The organism is Cupriavidus sp. HMR-1 (assembly GCF_000319775.1).
In the GTDB taxonomy this organism is placed as follows: domain Bacteria; phylum Pseudomonadota; class Gammaproteobacteria; order Burkholderiales; family Burkholderiaceae; genus Cupriavidus; species Cupriavidus metallidurans.
Genome location: NZ_ANKP01000236.1, coordinates 12,903 through 29,071 on the forward strand (window position 1 = coordinate 12,903; position 16,169 = coordinate 29,071).

Sequence of the window (16,169 nt, forward strand, 5' to 3'; positions counted from 1 at the left end):
TCTTGCTTCAACGGGAAGGGCGCTCATCCTCGATTCGAATATTTGTTCAGCGCTATCCCGTGTTCCTGTCGAGCGGACAACTGGCCGCCGACGCAACGCCACCGTTGTTGGCGATCAGCCTTAGCAACATGTCGCGCAGGCTCTCTATTTCTTCCTGGCTGAATCCCACGAAGTGTCGGCGCATCACGTTGCAAAACACCACGGGCAGTTTTTCGACCATGGCTTCACCTTCGGCGGTCAGCGACAGATCCACCACGCGGCGATCATCGTCGCGCCGCGTGCGTTCGATCAGGCCGCGCTTTTCCATGCGGCTCAGGAGCCGGGTCACCGAGCCGGCATCTGTATTGAGATTGCGGGCCAGGTCGGTCACCGTTGTGGCCTCGCCCTTGGCCAGCATCATCAGGCAACTGGCCTGGGCGTGCGTCATGTCCAGGCTGCTGACCTCCTGCTCAACGCCCTGGGAGAGTGCACTCTTGGCGCGGGCGAGCAGATAGCCGACACTTTTGCCGATTTCGTAGTGATCCGGATCGAACAGGTCGCCGGGTGTGTTTGACGTCATCTCTTGTCGCTGCAATCTTTGCCTGGGCAAATATAAGCATGTGCTAATGATATGGCAACAATAGAAATTTGCCATTGCAGGAAACGCAATGGTGTCCCTTGATCTATTCTGAGCAAAAGCACATCGTTCCGCGCTGCAACATGCTAGAATGTTGGGTTAATTTTTTCGATCGCTCCGCCTTCAGGGGACGCCGCAATGACCCGCGCCATCCGTAATATCGCCATCATCGCTCACGTTGATCATGGCAAGACCACCCTGGTCGACCAACTCCTGCGCCAGGCAGGCACCTTCCGCGAGAACCAGCAAATCGCCGAACGGGTGATGGACTCGAACGACCTGGAAAAGGAACGCGGGATTACCATCCTCGCGAAGAACTGTGCCGTCGAGTACAACGGCACGCACATCAATATCGTGGACACCCCGGGCCACGCCGACTTCGGCGGTGAAGTGGAGCGCGTGCTGTCGATGGTCGACGGCGTGCTGCTGCTGGTGGATGCCGTGGAAGGCCCGATGCCGCAGACGCGTTTCGTGACGCGCAAGGCACTGGCCCTGGGCCTGAAGCCGATCGTCGTGATCAACAAGGTTGACCGCCCGGGCGCCCGTCCGGACTGGGTGATCAACCAGACCTTCGACCTGTTCGACAAGCTCGGCGCCAACGACGAGCAGCTGGACTTCACCGTGGTGTACGCCTCGGGCCTGAATGGCTATGCCGGCCTGACCGAAGACGTGCGCGACGGCGACATGAAGCCGCTGTTCGAAACCGTGCTGGACAAGGTGCCAGTGCGTAACGATGACCCGAACGGTCCGCTGCAGATGCAAATCATCTCGCTGGACTACTCGAGCTACGTCGGCAAGATCGGCGTCGGCCGTATCTCGCGTGGCCGCGCCAAGCCGCTGCAGGACGTGGTGGTCAAGTTCGGTCCGGAAGGCAACCCGATCAAGGGCCGTATCAACCAGGTGCTGAAGTTCAGCGGCCTGGAGCGCGAGATCGTGGACGAGGCGGAAGCCGGCGACATCGTGCTGATCAACGGTATCGAGGAACTGGGCATTGGCTGCACCGTGTGCGCCCCCGAGGCCCAGGATGCGCTGCCGATGCTGAAGGTGGACGAGCCGACGCTGACGATGAACTTCTGCGTCAACACGTCGCCGCTGGCCGGCCGCGAAGGCAAGTTCGTGACCAGCCGCCAGCTGCGCGAGCGTCTGGACCGCGAGCTGAAGTCGAACGTCGCGCTGCGTGTGGCTGAGACCGGCGACGACACGATCTTCGAAGTCTCGGGTCGTGGCGAACTGCACCTGACCATCCTGCTGGAAAACATGCGTCGTGAAGGCTACGAGCTGGCCGTGTCGCGCCCGCGCGTGGTGTTCAAGGAAATCGACGGCGTCAAGAACGAGCCGTACGAACTGCTGACCGTGGACGTGGAAGACGGCCACCAGGGTTCGGTAATGGAAGAGCTGGGCCGCCGCAAGGGTGAACTGCTCGACATGGCATCGGACGGCAAGGGCCGCACCCGCCTGGAATACCGTATTCCGGCGCGTGGCCTGATCGGCTTCCAGGGTGAATTCCTGACGCTGACGCGCGGTACCGGCCTGATCAGCCACATCTTCGACGACTACGCGCCGGTGCGCGAAGGCGGCCTGGGCGAACGCCACAACGGCGTGCTGATCTCGCAGGACGATGGCGACGCCGTGGCCTACGCACTGTGGAAGCTGCAGGATCGCGGCCGCATGTTCGTGAAGCCGGGCGATGCCCTGTACGAAGGCATGATCATCGGCATCCACAGCCGTGACAACGACCTCGTCGTGAACCCGATCAAGGGCAAGCAGCTGACCAACGTCCGTGCCTCGGGTACCGACGAAGCGGTACGACTGGTTCCGCCGATCCAGATGTCGCTCGAGTACGCGGTGGAATTCATCGCCGACGACGAACTGGTGGAGATCACGCCGAAGAGCATCCGTCTGCGCAAGCGCCACCTGAAGGAGCACGAGCGCAAGCGCGCCTCGCGCGAATCGGTGGCCTGACAGGCATCCGCTCGAAGAAGAAACCGCGCCCGGTGTGGCGCGGTTTTTTTATGGGCGCTTGCCGCCCCAAGTGCGCAGGTTCGTATCAGATCGCGTCGGAGCGCTGTCCGTGCCCGGCAGCGGGCGTTTGGCCCGCACCGGGCATCAATGCGGATCGAGGGCTGCGCCACTCGGGCGGCTTCCACAGATATCGTGGGTCACGCTCGCGCCAGGCATCCGCGAACATGTCGCGCCATTCGTGGAATGTCAGCGTCAGCGGGTTGTAGGTGCGGACCTGCCGCGTAATGCCGTACTGCGGCGCTTCCTCTTCGGGCACGAAGGTACCGAAGATCCGGTCCCAGATCGTCAGCACTCCGGCGTAGTTGCGGTCGATGTACTGAGGATTCTTCGCGTGGTGGACGCGATGGACCGATGGTGTGTTGACGAGCCTCTCAACCAGCGGCCAGCGTCGCCCCAGTCGCGTGTGCACGAAGAACTGGAATGCCAGGTTCAGTCCCACCGCAAGGATCACCCAGTCAGGCGTGAAGCCGATGAGGGCCAGAGGGATCCAGAATATCCACATGCCGGAGATCGGGTAGGTCAGGCTCTGCCGGAAGGCCGTCGAGAAGTTCATGCCCTCCGACGAGTGGTGCGCCACGTGCGACGCCCACATCCAGCGGACCCGGTGGCTGGCACGATGGAACCAGTAGTAGAGGAAGTCCTGCAGGATCAACAGCAGCGCGAACGACCACCAGGTTTCCGGCACCGCGCGAAGCCCGTGCGCGTAGCACCACGTGTAGATCGTGCGAACCATCAGCCAGAGAAACAGCGCATCAGATGCCTGATGCATCAGCGCAAGCGTGGCATTCGAGAGCGTGTCGCGCCAGCTATAAACCGAGCGATCGCGCTTCCACCAGTACCAGGCTTCCCAGCCTATCGTCAGCACGAAGACCGGCGCAAAGGCCAGGAGAATCAGGCCGGGATCGAACGCCTCGGGGGCAGGGGTTTGGGGTGTCATGGCCGACAGTGTGCATATTTTTCGCAGTTTCGCATGGAGGGATTCCTCCATACGCATACGCGCATTGGGGGTTTCCCGCGGTGTGCCGTGGCAGGCGCTTAGGCGGGTCTGTCGTAGAATCGCTGCCTGCAATAATGGAGACAGAAATGACGGAGTTTGTATCGACCCAGGTGCAGGGCGGCGTGGCGTATCTGACACTGACCCGGCCGCAGGCCCTCAACGCGCTGTCGCTCGAGATGATTCGCGCGATCACCGGCGCACTGCAAAACTGGGAGAACGATCCCGCAGTCCACGCCGTGGTAGTGGCTGGCGCGGGCGGCAAGGCATTCTGCGCCGGCGGCGATATCCGCTGGTTCTACCAGGCGCACCAGGCGAACGATCCGCTGCTGGACCAGTTCTTCGTCGAGGAATATGCGCTCAACCATCTGATCCATCGCTATGCCAAGCCTTACATCGCGCTGATGGACGGCGTGGTCATGGGCGGTGGCATGGGGATCTCGCAAGGTGCGCGGCTGCGCATCGTCACCGAGCGGACGAAGATGGCGATGCCGGAGACCAATATCGGTCTGTTCCCCGATGTTGGCGGTGGATGGTTCCTGGCGCGCACGCAAGGCCATATCGGCGAGTACCTGGGCCTTACTGGCGCGGTGATCGGCGCGGCCGATGCCATTTACGCGAAGCTGGCCGATGCCTATCTGCCAACGAACGCGATCGCCGAGATGGTTGCATCGCTGCAGGCGCGGCAGTTCACCAGTGGCGAAGCGGTGCTCGAGCAGATTGCGTCGTTCACGCGCCAGCACGCCGACGCCTGCGTGCCATCCACCAGCCAGCTGGCTTCGAATGCTGCCCTGATCGATAGCTTGTTCGCCGGCGCCTCCGCACAGGCGATTCTGGCAGCCGTCAGCGACGCCGATGGCGATTGGGCCGCGCAAACCGCCGCCACGCTGCGCAGCCGCTCACCGCTGATGCTCTGCGTCACGCTCGAACAGATCCGCCGCGCTCGCACGATGTCGCTCGAGGATGAACTGCGGATGGAACTCGACATGATGCATGACGTGTTCCGTCACGGCGACGGCATCGAGGGAATCCGCGCGCTGGTGATCGACAAGGACCACCAGCCGAAGTGGAATCCGCCACGCCTGGACGAGGTAAGTGCGGCGCGCGTGCGTGCGTTCTTCGATAGTCCGTGGCGCAAGGATGACCATCCCTTGGCCACGCTGGGCGCGTAAGTCGAGTAGAGTGTCGGCTGGACTGGCCCGCAGCGTTGTCGCGGGCCAGGCTTCACTTCGTTCGAACTCGTTCAAGCCGTGAAAGGAACCGTTATGAGCAATCCTCGCGATGTTGCCGTATTGGTGGGAAGCCTGCGCAAGGACTCCTTCAACCTGAAACTGGCCAAGGCCCTCGCGGCGCTCGCGCCGCCGCAGCTGAAGCTCGAGATTGTCGAGATCCGGCAGCTGTCGCTGTACAACCAGGACGACGATGCCAATCCGCCGGCGGAATGGGTGGCGTTCCGCGACCGTGTTCGTCGTGCTGACGCCGTGTTGTTTGTGACGCCCGAGTACAACCGCTCGGTGCCAGCCGCACTTAAGAACGCGATCGACGTTGGCTCGCGCCCCTATGGCCAGAGCGCCTGGGATGGCAAGCCGGGCGGTGTGATCAGCGCATCGCCGGGCAATATCGGCGGTTTCGGCGCCAACCACCATCTGCGCCAGTCGCTGGTTTTCCTGAATGTCCCGGTGCTGCAGCAGCCCGAGGCCTATATCAGCGGTGTGGACAAGCTCTTCGACGATCATGGCAATATCGCCAATGAATCCACGCGTGGCTTCCTGAACAAGTACCTGACGACTTTCGCGGCCTGGGTGGAAAGGAACGCACCGCGCTGATTGCAGCGGATGGCATTCCGAGTATCGTGACGGCGCCTTTGGGCGCCGTTTTTGTTGGCAGCTGCGTTGATGTGCGGGCGATGCCTCAGCCTGTCCCAAATCGGCAAGTCGCGTGTGCTTTCGCATCTTCCTTCTTGAGGCCCGATTCGTGGCTGCAAATGCCCGCGTCTTTCGTGCCGCTTCTCCATGCTTGGAGCGCAGAGCCTGATCGGGGTGTGACAGCGGCCAGAATTTTCTTCGCAAATTGCAGAGTTACGCCCAAAGCCCGTACGGTTCACGCCGCGCGGGCTTTTTTGCATTTTCTTGTATCAATGCGCTGCAGATCCGCGTATAGTTCGCCCCGCGGGGTGGAGCAGTTGGCAGCTCGTCGGGCTCATAACCCGAAGGTCGCAGGTTCAAGTCCTGCCCCCGCAACCAAATTCGAAAGCCCGCTCGGTTCATGCCGCGCGGGCTTTATGTTTTTGTGTTTTTTGGCATGATTGTCAAAAGTCCAGAATTATTTCGACGCAGCATGATGGCATCGGCGTCAGCGTTCACACGAATGAAGATCGGTGCATGGCGTGGTTGTCTTTCGTGTGGTTCGCTAGAGTGGGCGCGGCCGCCAAAAAAAGCCGGCATGACATGCACAAACTTGTGGACTCCATTCGGCGTGACTCCCTGGGCGAAGGCGTGTTGGCGCGTCGTCGCAAGCTGAGCGATGTTGCCGGTGTAGTTCGTCGGCTCCGGAGCGGCGCGAGCGACGTTGCTTTGTCGGAGGCCGTCGGCGTTGGCGCTGAGGGCACGCCAGGTAGACCTGCGGACGGGTTTGATGTTCTCAATCTGCGGATGGTGCCGACTTGAATCGAACCAGAAAGTAACCACCCGTTAGCGAGAGCACCACCGCGGCCACGCCCATCAGGGCACTGCCCGACATGTGTTCCACATCTAAATTAATCACGTGGCGGCCGACGGCAATGATGGCCACGGCCAAGATGGTTTCCAGCCGAACGCGGTGCGATCTGAAATAGACGCGCAGTGTTTCCATAAGTTCGAGCCCGAGAATGATGAGCAGTACGCCGGAAAAGGCTGTCTGCACCGACTTCATCAACTCCGGGACGGTATCGATGCTGCTAACGCGCTCGAGAATATCGGATGAAAACATGATCCAAAGCTGAATGACCATCGCCAAGATTACCGCCATCAGCAGGATCTGAGCAGCCACAAGGATGGATTGTTCGAACCAGAATGTGATTTTGGCAGTGATCTTCTTTTCCACTTGCATAGCCGGCGAGACTCCTCGTTAAGAACTTGTCCGCAAATAGTTGGTGCCGCCAAGGCGTCCTGACCGAGAGTTTCGCGTCAGATCACGGCGACTAGGATGACTGCGTAGACGGCATAGATTGTCGGTTTCACCTTCATACCTTCCCCGCTTGATGGGTCTGTCCCGCTTCAGGAAAATTTCGACCATCTGGTCGTCCCTGAGGTGCCCGTAAAGAGCCGGTTTGGCGCCGACTGCAAAGAGGTTGGCGCTAAATATCAGACCGAGGCAGGCACACGCGCCGATGGCAGGGAGGTGGCTCAAAACCCTGAGTGACTCACGAGACCTCAATTGCGCGCCCTCTCACACGCAAAAGATTCCCCTTTTTCAAATGGGAACTCAAATGGCTGGAGTCAAAGGGCGCAACGGAGGGGCTCGTTCGGGGACGGTCCGCAAGCCGAGGGTGGTCAACACTGAGGAGGCGCACATTTCCATGAGCGTCGCGACGAGTAAAAGGCCGGACGTCCACTTCGAGGCCGCCCTAGCGGTCGGCGCTGCGGTTCTTGGTGCTAGACCTGATTTCGTTCTTGCGTTCGTGGAGGAGGGCCTCCGAGTTGGCGATGAACGCGCCACCTTCAGGACGATACTCCAGGATCGCTTCGGCCTTGGATGTGCGCCATCGGTAATGGTGTTTCAGATCGGGATGGGGCTGGCTTGGTACACCGTATGCTTCGGTTAGCGCCAGCTTTATCGCGTCGCCGTCGCGTTCGCTCGCGAACGTAATGACCAAAGAAGAGAACCGGTCCTTGTAGAAGCAATATCGGATGTCGCTCAAGGTTGCCTTGCCCATTGTGAGCGTGTCGTCTGGTCGCTCATAACAGTGCTCCCCTATTGCAAGACTCTGAGTTTTCCGGGCATTCGGGATTGACGAGACAGGATCACCCCAGCGCAAACCGCGGAACCCGTTGATGGGCTGTGCTGCGAAGACGGCGCCGTTGAATACTGAGACGGCCAAGACGAGCAGGAGCAGCGCTGGGGTAGGGGATTTCATCGGTGAGTCCTATCGCTCGCACTAGAGCTAGTCGTTCCGTTGCTCGTCGAGATAAATCGACTGTAGTCCGTCCGCGATCTGCGTGGTCGTCAGGTCCGGGACTTTGCCTCCCCAGGGGTCTGGTGCGGCCAATATCTGGAGGTCTGTGGGAAATAGCTCGAGGACGGCTCCAGGGTAAAGACATGCTGGAACCGCATCCAACTCACCCGTCGGCTTCACCAGAAACACCTCGAAAAGGCGTGGCCTGCCTTGGCGGTCTTTGCCAGCTACGTAGTAGTAACGTCGTTCGTTCGCTACAAGAGACGATGCAATGTAAGGCGGGATGATGTCGGGAATTTGCGAGCTCTTTTCGGCAAATATGCGAGCGAGCTCAATCAGAGTTTGTTCGTCCGCGGCAGGTTCCAGGGATTCTGTCGTTCTTATCCTGCTGTCCATCTATGCAATCGAGCGCCCCAGATTCTCCGGTGCGTACGTGTCGTGGTGTATGCACTTCTCGAAACGCCATAGTCCGGGCCGCGTCGATGTCGCAGAAAAAAGCGCCCGACGAGGGGCGCTATGCAGATAGCGGGGGTTGAGCGCGCTAGTGGCGTTTTGATTCTGCTTACGTCGCGCCAGGTGGTCCATAGGCCTGGGCTGAAAGTGCTGGGAGCACATGCTGCCTCGTTCCGCATGTCATGGAAGTGCAGGTTGCCGATTTCGAGCATTTTGCAGGCGCGGGTAAAGGCGGTGCTCACGGGGTCGCCTGTTTCCGGTCAAACGTCTTGGCCTCGGTGAACATCACGCCGCCGCCTTGCTTCAGGCGAATCTGCGCGGTGTACCCTATACTTCCGTCCTTTCGCACGCGTTGCATGATCGTCCCCATGGCCCCGGTGCTACACGAGTAATAGTGGTGCTATATCGTGGCGCTTTACCCGGAAAATGGGACGAAACAGGCAGAATCAGTAGGCAATGGAACAGACCAGCAGCACCCCGCAAACCGATTCCAGAGGCGGAATCCAAGGAAATATCAGGCCCCGTAGAATTTCTGTGGCGCCCATGATGGACTGGACTGATCGCCATTGTCGGACGTTTCACCGCGCCCTGAGTCAATACACCTGGCTCTATACGGAGATGGTGACGACTGGTGCGCTGCTGCACGGCGATGTCGCGCGGCATCTCGATTTCAGTGCGGCGGAGCAACCCGTGGCGCTGCAGCTTGGCGGTAGCGAGCCGGCGGACCTTGCCCAGGCGGCAAAACTGGGCGAGCAATGGGGCTACAAGGAAATCAATCTGAACTGCGGTTGTCCGTCCGAGCGCGTGCAACGCGGTGCGTTTGGTGCGTGCCTGATGGCCGAACCGCAGCTTGTGGCCGACTGTGTGAAGGCAATGCGCGATGTCGTGTCGGTGCCGGTGACGGTCAAGCACCGCATCGGCATTGATACGATCGAACACTACGGATTTGTGCGTGATTTTGTCGGCACCATTGCGGAGGCCGGCTGTGACATATTTATCGTCCACGCGCGCAATGCGATTCTGAAGGGGCTGAGCCCAAAGGAGAATCGCGAAATTCCACCGCTGCGATATGAAGTTGCCTATGAGCTAAAGCGGGAATTTCCACATCTGGAGATCCTGATTAATGGTGGCGTTGTTTCGTACGGTGAAATAGACGAGCACCTGAGGCACGTCGACGGCGTAATGATCGGGCGTCAGGCTTATCACGATCCCTATTTCCTGTCGGAAATGGATGCGCGTTTCTATGGCGGGACTGAGCCTAACGTGACGCGCGAAATGGCCGAACTGGCGATGCAGGCATATATCGGCGATCTCGTGGAGAAGGGCGGGTATATGGGGGCTGCAACGCGCCATATGCTTGGCCTCCATCGCGGAATCTATGGTGGCCGTGGTTGGCGCCGTGTGCTTTCCGATGCCCGTCGAATGAACGCAGCGCGCTCCCGTGCAGATGTTGATGCCCTGTTCGAGGAGGCGCGCTCACACCTTCGTCCAGGCCTCCAGGAAGCGGCGTAATTTGATGTCAGTCAGATTTCTGCATGTCGAGGAAAGGTTCTAAAAACGAACGCTCGTGCCATGCGATCGGGCGCAAATGTATGCTGCTGAGCCGTTTGCGCCCGTCGGACCGTCCGAAACCCGCGCCGGCAAAGGGATTCCCCTAATTCGCCAGTGGCGCCTCATGTTCTTAAACTGTGCCTGCCCTCGAATACAGGGCTTTCTTCAACTGATTTTGCAGCCCGCCTTGTGCGGGCTGTTTTTTCTTGTTGGGCCTGTTTCGTCACATCTCGACCCTTGGGTTTGCCCGGATAGTGTGTGCTGCATGCAGCGACTACATTGAAAGCGCCTTCAGGGCATTGAGATCGCAAATTGAGAGTCCGCGCTGCGGGCTCTTTTTTTGTCTCCATACCTGTGAGGATGCTTTTCGGACACAGCGCTTCGACGCACATGTGGTGAAAGAGTTCCGTGCCTGTCGGGTGGAAATAATATAATTGGCCGGCAACGAATTATTCCAATTATCCTGGCCTGACAAAAAAACAGGCGACGCTTGTTCGAGAGTCGCCTGACGGGAATGTCGAGGGGGGTCAATTTCCCTCGCGAAAGAGTATCTATCAGCACCGCCTTCAGGTTGTACCCTGCATTGGTGGGGCAGGCAGTTCACATTGCCAGCGCGGATTGCAATCAATCCAAACTCAAGAAATTCAACGCGCGTGCTTGTCGGTTGTTGGGGTGATTCTCGGGTAATAGAACTGAAGAGCAGGCGCTGCCACCATGCTAGGATGCCGACCGGTGTCATGAGAGTGACGCTCGGGCTGAACCACGACGATGTCTGGCGTGGTCTCAGTGGAGGAATAGAAGAGTAGGGGTTGGCCGGTCGCTCCCAAAGCATTTGCGCATGCAAGTGCCGTGAGTGCGCCCGGAAGCGAATCCTGGAGGTTCAGAATGGGATCAGAAGAGCCGTTCGGCGAAGTTTTCGAGGGCTGCCGGGTGATATGGGTAGTTGAGCAACTACAGGACGGGAAATGGACGGCGCGTTACTGCTGGCACGCGGGGATTTCGGCCGAATCAGGCAGGGCGCTACAGAGTGATGTACTTAACGGCAAGTCGAAGCGACTGCTGGCCTTGTATCCGACCGAGGCAGAGACGATCGCCGCCATCAAGGAAGCTGTGCTGCTGGAGGCAAAGTGGCAGGGAAGTCGATAAAGCATCTGGAAGCCTTGTCGAATTTTTTGTGCGTGATACTAGCCACAAAATCAAAAGCCATGTATAGTCTTGTTCTTCGTTGAACGGCAGTGCCGGCAGCGAAGAATCTCTACGGTGGCTGTAGCTCAGTTGGTAGAGTCCAGGATTGTGATTCCTGTCGTCGTGGGTTCGAGTCCCATCAGCCACCCCAAAATTCTGTTTCGTATCAATGATTTATCCGCGCTGTAGCGGTTCTTGATGCGAACATTCCAACGAAAACGGAAATTTTCCAACGGCGCCCCTCGGCGCCGTTTTCGTTTTCTACTCCGTAGCCGATGCCCGTTTCACTTTTCGCCGGTCGTAATGCCGGTGGGTTGTGGCCGGGTTTGCATGAGCTGCGAAGTCGTAGGCGTCCGCCGATCGCCGCTCCAACTTGGTCGTGATTGCGGCCGGCCGGATGTCCATTGTCGAGAAATACTCCGGGTGATCTGCGATCGAATACTCGGGCCGTTCTTCGTCTGGCTCCGCGCCCTTCAGTCGCCTCCGCTCAGCTTCGTATCGGCGCGCGACCTGGAGCGCGACGGCGGCCTCTTGGTCGAACGTAGCGATCCATTCCCACATGGCGTCCTGCCAGACTGAGTTCCAGCCGCTCTTGCTGTACGGTTGCCCGCGGCGGTTTGGAAACAGGTACAGGCTCTGGACAATGAACTTCTTCTTCGATGTCTCCACGGGGGTGCGTCGGGCGCGCTCCACCACCACCTGGAGCCGCGTGGACCATTCCCGAACCTTGACCACCTCGGCTTCGCCTTTCTTCCGCTTTGCGCTGATCACGCGCACGCCGTCGTTCCCCAATCCTGAAAGGCGGTAGGGCCGGATTTCGGCGGCGCGAAATCCGGTCAGATAGGTGGCGGTGCAGGCGGTGGAAGTGGTGCGGGCGCTGGCGGCGATCTCAACCTGCTCGGGGCGCCTGGCTCTGCTGGCACCGCAGATCTGGGGGGCGGTGGCGGTGACGGCGCATATGGCGGTGGCGCGGGCATGACCTATAGCCTTCCCGCAAGTGGGGTCAACGGTGGAGGCGGCTGCGGCTATGGTCGCAACAATGCTACGTCTGGCGCTCTCGGCAAGGGTGGTGATGGTTTTCTCTACATTCGGTGGTGATCGACGATGAAGACGTATGGGCGAATCGATGGAGGCGTGGTTGCCGAACTGTTCAATACGGACGGCGACATCCGGGAGATGTTCCACCCCGAACTGATCTGGGTGGAAGTGACAGACATTAGCCCGATGCCGCAGGAAGGCTGGACGTTATCGGACGGCAGCTTCAACAAGCCGGCACCGCCGCCCCTCACCGCGGCGCAGATCCTCTCCCTAAGGGACGACAGACTCGCGTTGGCAGCGCTACGTATCGCGCCGCTCGAAGACGCTGTAAGCCTTGGTGAGGCGACTGCTGCAGAGGAGGCAGCGTTGCTGGCATGGCGCCGGTACCGCGTCGCCTGGAACAGGATCGACCAGCAACCTGGATTCCCGGACGCTGTTCAGTTCCCGGCGGACCCATCCGTCGCTTCCTAGTTCGTCTGGCCGGAGGCGAGGGCTTTGGGCGTTTGCGCCAAGATCCTCGCCCCGGCGCGGATGCCTGGGAGTTCTACCAGCCGGTAGACGAGGTATGCGAAGCCGGTGGTGAGAACCACAACGGCGAGCCAGATGCCTACAGTGCCAACGGCGAGGGAGTACCCCGCGGCTTTCGCGGCATGACCGATCCGTGAGCCGACGATTGCAAGAAAGAAGCCATGGAACAGATAGACGGGGTAGGAAACGTCCGAAAGGAACGTGACGAGCCTCGATCTGCAAAGCTTCGAGAGCCATTGCAGCTTTGACGCGAGCGCTGCGCAAGGCAACACGAAGACTGCCATCAGGGCTGTCGGTACCACGAGCCAGAAGACTTGGATCTTGTAGATGTCGACCATCTTGAAGCAAAAGGCAAGGGCCAGCGCGACATAGACTGCCTGACGCAATCGAGATAGCCCAGGGCGTGTCGCTTCGAAGACAAGGGCACCCGCGAGGAAGATGGGAAGCCTGAAGAACAACAATGACGGTTCGTAGTAGAACGACATCAGTCCGGCGCCAACGGCCTTGTCGATTCCCCATTTGAGGAGATAGGAGAGCACGGCCAGTGCAACTGCGATTCTTGCGGCGCCGAAACGGCGCATGGCGACGTAAATGATCGGGAAGGCGATATAGAACTGCATCTCCAGACTCAAGCTCCAGTCCGGTAGGAACGTTGAGAAGGAGTAGGTCGGAAAGAGGCCGAACAGGAACGATAGGTGCAGCAGGATGTTGCCGAAGGTGTATTGCGTGCGCATGGGATCGTAGACCCAGTCACCCTGCCACGCTGTAGGGTTCAGCGCGCGAAGCTGAGCGTAACCAGTCAGGTATTCGCCCGCCAGTAGCACTGCCAAGGCGAGCGATAGGTAATAGGCTGGCGCCAGCCGGAAGTAGCGTCGAACATAGAACCGCATCCAGTTCCACCGTAGCGTCATCGGTTCCTTGTCACTGCGTGCCGACACCGTGTAGGCCATCAGGAATCCGGATAGGACCATGAACACGTCCACGGCGATTTTCGGCGCCGGGAAAGGCACATCAGTCCACCACCCTCCCCAGATCATGCAGTGAGCCGTGAGTACCCAATATGCGGCAAAAGCCCGTAGGCCGTTGAGGAAAGAGGTGTCTTGAGTCATTTTTTGGATCGGCGCTGGCAAGGCTCGACTTTCTATGCGTCGTAATTCTACAGGCCGCAAGCACGGCCTCTACTGTGCCCGCCCCGAGCGGGCATTTTCATTTCCGGGGTCACCATGCCATACACAAATCCAAGTCTGCTGCCAGGCGGGCCGAACATGGCCGCATTCCTCGACTTGCTCGCCTGGTCTGAGGGCACCAGCACCAGCCCAGCGACGAAGTGCGACGGATATGACGTGATCGTCACCGGCATCGACAAGAAGCCGGAGATCTTCACCGATTTCTCGGTGCATCCGTTCTCGCGCGGCCGGCCGTCGAAGGTCATCAACAGCCGCGGCCTGACCTCGAATGCCGCCGGGCGGTACCAGCACATGCTGAAGGACTACGCGCACTACCGCGACTTGCTGAAGCTGCCGGACTTCGGCCCTGCGTCACAGGACAAGTGGGCAGTGCAGCTTGTACGCGAGCGCGGATCGCTTCCCGACATCCAGGCCGGACGGCTGGCCGCAGCCCTCAACAAGTGCCGGAACATCTGGGCCAGCCTGCCCGGTTCCGGTTACGGCCAACCCGAACACCGATTCGACGCCCTCAGGGCGCAATACCTGCTGCATGGCGGGATAGACAACGGGGTCCAACGATGAGCGATGAAGTTGTGGTGGTTGCAGCGAAAGTCGGCGGCGCAGCGGCGCTCGGCTCGGCAATCGCCTTGAGGTTCATTCCGGGGAATTGGTGGCAGCGCCTGCTCTCGTTTGTTGGGAGCCTGGGAATCGGCTGCCTTGTCGGCGGCTTTGCGGTGGAGCGGTTCAGCCTGGTGGCCGGCAGCTACACGCACATGCTCGCAGTAGCCGCGGCGGCGGTATTCGGCCTGGCCATCGTGAACAACGGGATGCAGCAGATTCCGGAGATCTTCGCCGCGCTGCGCAGGAAGACCCTGGGGAGCTGACCCATGCTGATGACGATCAATCTGGTGGCGAACGCCATCATCTGGGGCGGCTCGATCTGGGCCGTGCTGACAAGAAAGGTGCCAAACCGGACCGGTGGCGCCATCGTGCTGTTGCTGGTCAACTTCGCGGCGCTCGGGAACATGGTCAGCCCCTGGTCGTGCCACAGCGAACCGGAGATCGGGCTGAACCTGGCAGTGGCCCTCGGCGTGCTGTGGGGCGTCTGGCGGCTGGAGCTGCGGGGCCTGGTAAAGCGGAGGCTGGCATGAGCATTCTCGATCCTCGCCTATGGTTGGTGGCCATTGTTGGCCTGACGCTTGCCTTCGGTGGCGGGCGCCTCGTCCAGTCGCGGGCGGACGCCAAAAAATACGAAGCCGAGCGAACGAAGGCGGCGCTGTCCGCCGCGGTCGATCAGGGGAAAGCCGTCGACCGCGCGCGCGCCGAGGAACAACGCCGCGGTGCGGCACAAACGGAGATTGCCAATGTTGCGAAACAGGAAGCGGACACGGCGCGTAGTGACGCTCGCGCTGCTGATGCCGCTGCTGAGCGGTTGCGGCAGCGTGTCGACCAGCTACTTGCCGCCGCCCGAGCAGTCAAAGATCCCGGCTCTGCCGGCGGTGGCCAGGGCCAGCCTGGTGGAGACCCCCTCGATGTGCTCGTCGACGTGCTCGGCCGGTCTGATAAGACTTCGGGAATCCTGGCTGACTATGCCGACCAGCTCAAGGTAGCGGGCTTGGCTTGCGAGCGGTCATATGAAGCGTTGACACCCAGCACCCGATGACTCCAGCTTCAGACGCGTTAGCGAACCTCTTCCTCACTTGGTTTTCGGATGCACGCTTCAACGAATAGCTTGCCGAAGTCAGTGAGCGATATTTCGCTATGACGCCGAATGCCGACTTGGCGTCCATCGACCATCAATGGTTCCTGCTTCAATACTGGCCAGCGGGCCAGGCTAAGCGACTCCAAGTGCGCGTAGTACAAATCCAACTGCTGCGGCAGAGCTAGTGAGTCAAGAGGCAGGTCGAGAGATTCTATGCGGCGATTCCGGAATACGTTATCAGAACCGAGGTCGAGAACGTCGGTCACCTTGGCGCTACTCTTGTGAAGGCGTTTCAGCAATATCGCTTCGTCCGAAGCAAGCTGAGCTACAAGTGTTCCAAAGGCGGGATGCACCTTTGCAGCCGTTCTCTCGTCCATGGCGGACTTCAGTAGCGCCTCAAACATCTCCCAGAGGGGAGATGAATCATCTACAAACCGCAGGGCTTCGATAGCAGGGCCTACCAACTGCGCTGGGGGTGCTACCCTGTGAGCTTCAGGGACATCCCTTGCGATGCGCTCCGTCATACGACGAAAGCGGTCTTGGTAGGCGGCGGCCAATTGAAGTGGAGCCGTAAGCAAAAGCCTCGCAGTCTTGGTCGCGTCGGAAATAACTCCACCTACTTCCTTTGCCGATGGTGAGATGAGGTCGTCATACAGTTTGACCAGCAGTTCTTCCGGCACCTTCACCAGATTTATCTCTACCCCCATTCTTGTCGCTCCTGTCCAGTGGCACTAGGTGTCATGCCTGTGTTCGATCCAGCC

General features: G+C 59.9%; 17 protein-coding genes and 2 tRNA genes. 12 read left to right on the top strand and 7 right to left on the bottom strand.

Annotation, left to right across the window (positions count from 1 at the left end; all coding sequences use genetic code 11):
- Positions 1-52: 52 nt before the first annotated feature.
- Positions 53-559 (bottom strand): MarR family transcriptional regulator, encoded by a 507-nt coding sequence (locus tag D769_RS24660; RefSeq protein ID WP_008650630.1) that lies wholly within the window; start codon positions 557-559, stop codon positions 53-55.
- 195 nt (positions 560-754) lie between these two features.
- Here D769_RS24660 and typA point away from each other — a divergent pair, with 195 nt between their 5' ends.
- Positions 755-2,578 (top strand): translational GTPase TypA, encoded by a 1,824-nt coding sequence (gene typA / locus D769_RS24665; RefSeq protein WP_008650631.1) that lies wholly within the window; start codon positions 755-757, stop codon positions 2,576-2,578.
- A gap of 85 nt (positions 2,579-2,663) precedes the next feature.
- On the opposite strand, the gene D769_RS24670 is transcribed toward typA, so the two are convergent.
- Entirely contained in the window at positions 2,664-3,575 is a 912-nt protein-coding gene (locus D769_RS24670; protein ID WP_035882552.1) for a sterol desaturase family protein, read from the bottom strand.
- Between the two features lie 146 nt (positions 3,576-3,721).
- On the opposite strand from D769_RS24670, the gene D769_RS24675 reads away from it, so the two are divergent.
- The 3 genes from D769_RS24675 to D769_RS24685 all read left to right on the top strand — a co-directional run bounded on the left by D769_RS24675 (position 3,722) and on the right by D769_RS24685 (position 5,875).
- Complete coding sequence (locus tag D769_RS24675) at positions 3,722-4,804, top strand: enoyl-CoA hydratase/isomerase family protein (RefSeq protein ID WP_008650635.1); 1,083 nt, start codon at positions 3,722-3,724, stop codon at positions 4,802-4,804.
- Between the two features lie 93 nt (positions 4,805-4,897).
- On the top strand, positions 4,898-5,458 hold the full coding sequence (locus D769_RS24680; RefSeq protein ID WP_008650636.1) for an NAD(P)H-dependent oxidoreductase: 561 nt from the start codon (positions 4,898-4,900) through the stop codon (positions 5,456-5,458).
- A gap of 341 nt (positions 5,459-5,799) precedes the next feature.
- Positions 5,800-5,875: transfer RNA gene (locus D769_RS24685), tRNA-Met, on the top strand.
- A gap of 397 nt (positions 5,876-6,272) precedes the next feature.
- Here D769_RS24685 and D769_RS24690 read toward each other — a convergent pair.
- Together D769_RS24690 and D769_RS32795 are read right to left on the bottom strand one after the other, a co-directional pair.
- Entirely contained in the window at positions 6,273-6,719 is a 447-nt protein-coding gene (locus D769_RS24690; protein WP_008650638.1) for a phosphate-starvation-inducible PsiE family protein, read from the bottom strand.
- Between the two features lie 517 nt (positions 6,720-7,236).
- A complete protein-coding gene (locus tag D769_RS32795; RefSeq protein WP_234818954.1) occupies positions 7,237-7,746 on the bottom strand; it encodes a hypothetical protein in 510 nt (169 codons plus the stop codon).
- A gap of 948 nt (positions 7,747-8,694) precedes the next feature.
- On the opposite strand from D769_RS32795, the gene dusA reads away from it, so the two are divergent.
- The 3 genes from dusA to D769_RS24720 all read left to right on the top strand — a co-directional run bounded on the left by dusA (position 8,695) and on the right by D769_RS24720 (position 11,125).
- Positions 8,695-9,750, top strand: coding sequence for a tRNA dihydrouridine(20/20a) synthase DusA (gene dusA, locus D769_RS24710; protein WP_080709711.1), 1,056 nt, complete (start codon positions 8,695-8,697; stop codon positions 9,748-9,750).
- Positions 9,751-10,674: 924 nt separating this feature from the next.
- A complete protein-coding gene (locus D769_RS24715) occupies positions 10,675-10,935 on the top strand; it encodes a hypothetical protein (RefSeq protein WP_008650643.1) in 261 nt (86 codons plus the stop codon).
- 114 nt (positions 10,936-11,049) lie between these two features.
- Positions 11,050-11,125, top strand: a tRNA-His gene (locus D769_RS24720).
- A gap of 110 nt (positions 11,126-11,235) precedes the next feature.
- Here the strand turns inward: D769_RS24720 and D769_RS31995 are convergent.
- Complete coding sequence (locus D769_RS31995; RefSeq protein ID WP_152415060.1) at positions 11,236-12,159, bottom strand: hypothetical protein; 924 nt, start codon at positions 12,157-12,159, stop codon at positions 11,236-11,238.
- On the opposite strand from D769_RS31995, the gene D769_RS31410 reads away from it, so the two are divergent.
- The gene (locus D769_RS31410) at positions 12,151-12,483 is read left to right on the top strand and encodes a tail fiber assembly protein (protein ID WP_081596855.1); all 333 of its coding nucleotides are present in this window, start codon (positions 12,151-12,153) and stop codon (positions 12,481-12,483) included. The genes D769_RS31995 and D769_RS31410 overlap by 9 nt on opposite strands.
- Here the strand turns inward: D769_RS31410 and D769_RS24735 are convergent.
- Complete coding sequence (locus tag D769_RS24735; protein ID WP_008650647.1) at positions 12,480-13,649, bottom strand: acyltransferase; 1,170 nt, start codon at positions 13,647-13,649, stop codon at positions 12,480-12,482. The genes D769_RS31410 and D769_RS24735 overlap by 4 nt on opposite strands.
- Positions 13,650-13,763: 114 nt before the next feature.
- Between D769_RS24735 and D769_RS24740 the strand changes: the two genes are divergently transcribed.
- From D769_RS24740 to D769_RS24755, 4 genes are read left to right on the top strand one after another with little or no spacing between them, the layout of a single operon-like run.
- Positions 13,764-14,288, top strand: coding sequence for a glycoside hydrolase family 104 protein (locus tag D769_RS24740; RefSeq protein ID WP_040011236.1), 525 nt, complete (start codon positions 13,764-13,766; stop codon positions 14,286-14,288).
- On the top strand, positions 14,285-14,590 hold the full coding sequence (locus tag D769_RS24745; RefSeq protein ID WP_008650651.1) for a hypothetical protein: 306 nt from the start codon (positions 14,285-14,287) through the stop codon (positions 14,588-14,590). Before D769_RS24740 ends, D769_RS24745 begins: the two co-directional genes overlap by 4 nt.
- Positions 14,591-14,593: 3 nt before the next feature.
- Positions 14,594-14,857, top strand: coding sequence for a hypothetical protein (locus D769_RS24750; RefSeq protein ID WP_008650652.1), 264 nt, complete (start codon positions 14,594-14,596; stop codon positions 14,855-14,857).
- Entirely contained in the window at positions 14,854-15,369 is a 516-nt protein-coding gene (locus D769_RS24755; protein ID WP_008650653.1) for a DUF2514 family protein, read from the top strand. Before D769_RS24750 ends, D769_RS24755 begins: the two co-directional genes overlap by 4 nt.
- 17 nt (positions 15,370-15,386) lie before the next feature.
- On the opposite strand, the gene D769_RS24760 is transcribed toward D769_RS24755, so the two are convergent.
- The gene (locus D769_RS24760) at positions 15,387-16,115 is read right to left on the bottom strand and encodes an Abi-alpha family protein (RefSeq protein ID WP_008650654.1); all 729 of its coding nucleotides are present in this window, start codon (positions 16,113-16,115) and stop codon (positions 15,387-15,389) included.
- Positions 16,116-16,169: the final 54 nt, after the last annotated feature.

Coding starts and splice junctions, on each gene's coding strand:
- D769_RS24740 (WP_040011236.1), top strand. CDS start 13,764: ATGCCATACACAAATCCAAGTCTGCTGCCAGGCGGGCCGAACATGGCC.
- D769_RS24660 (WP_008650630.1), bottom strand. CDS start 559: ATGACGTCAAACACACCCGGCGACCTGTTCGATCCGGATCACTACGAA.
- D769_RS32795 (WP_234818954.1), bottom strand. CDS start 7,746: ATGAAATCCCCTACCCCAGCGCTGCTCCTGCTCGTCTTGGCCGTCTCA.
- D769_RS24760 (WP_008650654.1), bottom strand. CDS start 16,115: ATGGGGGTAGAGATAAATCTGGTGAAGGTGCCGGAAGAACTGCTGGTC.
- D769_RS31410 (WP_081596855.1), top strand. CDS start 12,151: ATGTTCCACCCCGAACTGATCTGGGTGGAAGTGACAGACATTAGCCCG.
- D769_RS24715 (WP_008650643.1), top strand. CDS start 10,675: ATGGGATCAGAAGAGCCGTTCGGCGAAGTTTTCGAGGGCTGCCGGGTG.
- D769_RS24735 (WP_008650647.1), bottom strand. CDS start 13,649: ATGACTCAAGACACCTCTTTCCTCAACGGCCTACGGGCTTTTGCCGCA.
- D769_RS24670 (WP_035882552.1), bottom strand. CDS start 3,575: ATGACACCCCAAACCCCTGCCCCCGAGGCGTTCGATCCCGGCCTGATT.
- dusA (WP_080709711.1), top strand. CDS start 8,695: ATGGAACAGACCAGCAGCACCCCGCAAACCGATTCCAGAGGCGGAATC.
- D769_RS24755 (WP_008650653.1), top strand. CDS start 14,854: ATGAGCATTCTCGATCCTCGCCTATGGTTGGTGGCCATTGTTGGCCTG.
- D769_RS24675 (WP_008650635.1), top strand. CDS start 3,722: ATGACGGAGTTTGTATCGACCCAGGTGCAGGGCGGCGTGGCGTATCTG.
- D769_RS24750 (WP_008650652.1), top strand. CDS start 14,594: ATGCTGATGACGATCAATCTGGTGGCGAACGCCATCATCTGGGGCGGC.
- D769_RS24680 (WP_008650636.1), top strand. CDS start 4,898: ATGAGCAATCCTCGCGATGTTGCCGTATTGGTGGGAAGCCTGCGCAAG.
- D769_RS24745 (WP_008650651.1), top strand. CDS start 14,285: ATGAGCGATGAAGTTGTGGTGGTTGCAGCGAAAGTCGGCGGCGCAGCG.
- D769_RS24690 (WP_008650638.1), bottom strand. CDS start 6,719: ATGCAAGTGGAAAAGAAGATCACTGCCAAAATCACATTCTGGTTCGAA.
- typA (WP_008650631.1), top strand. CDS start 755: ATGACCCGCGCCATCCGTAATATCGCCATCATCGCTCACGTTGATCAT.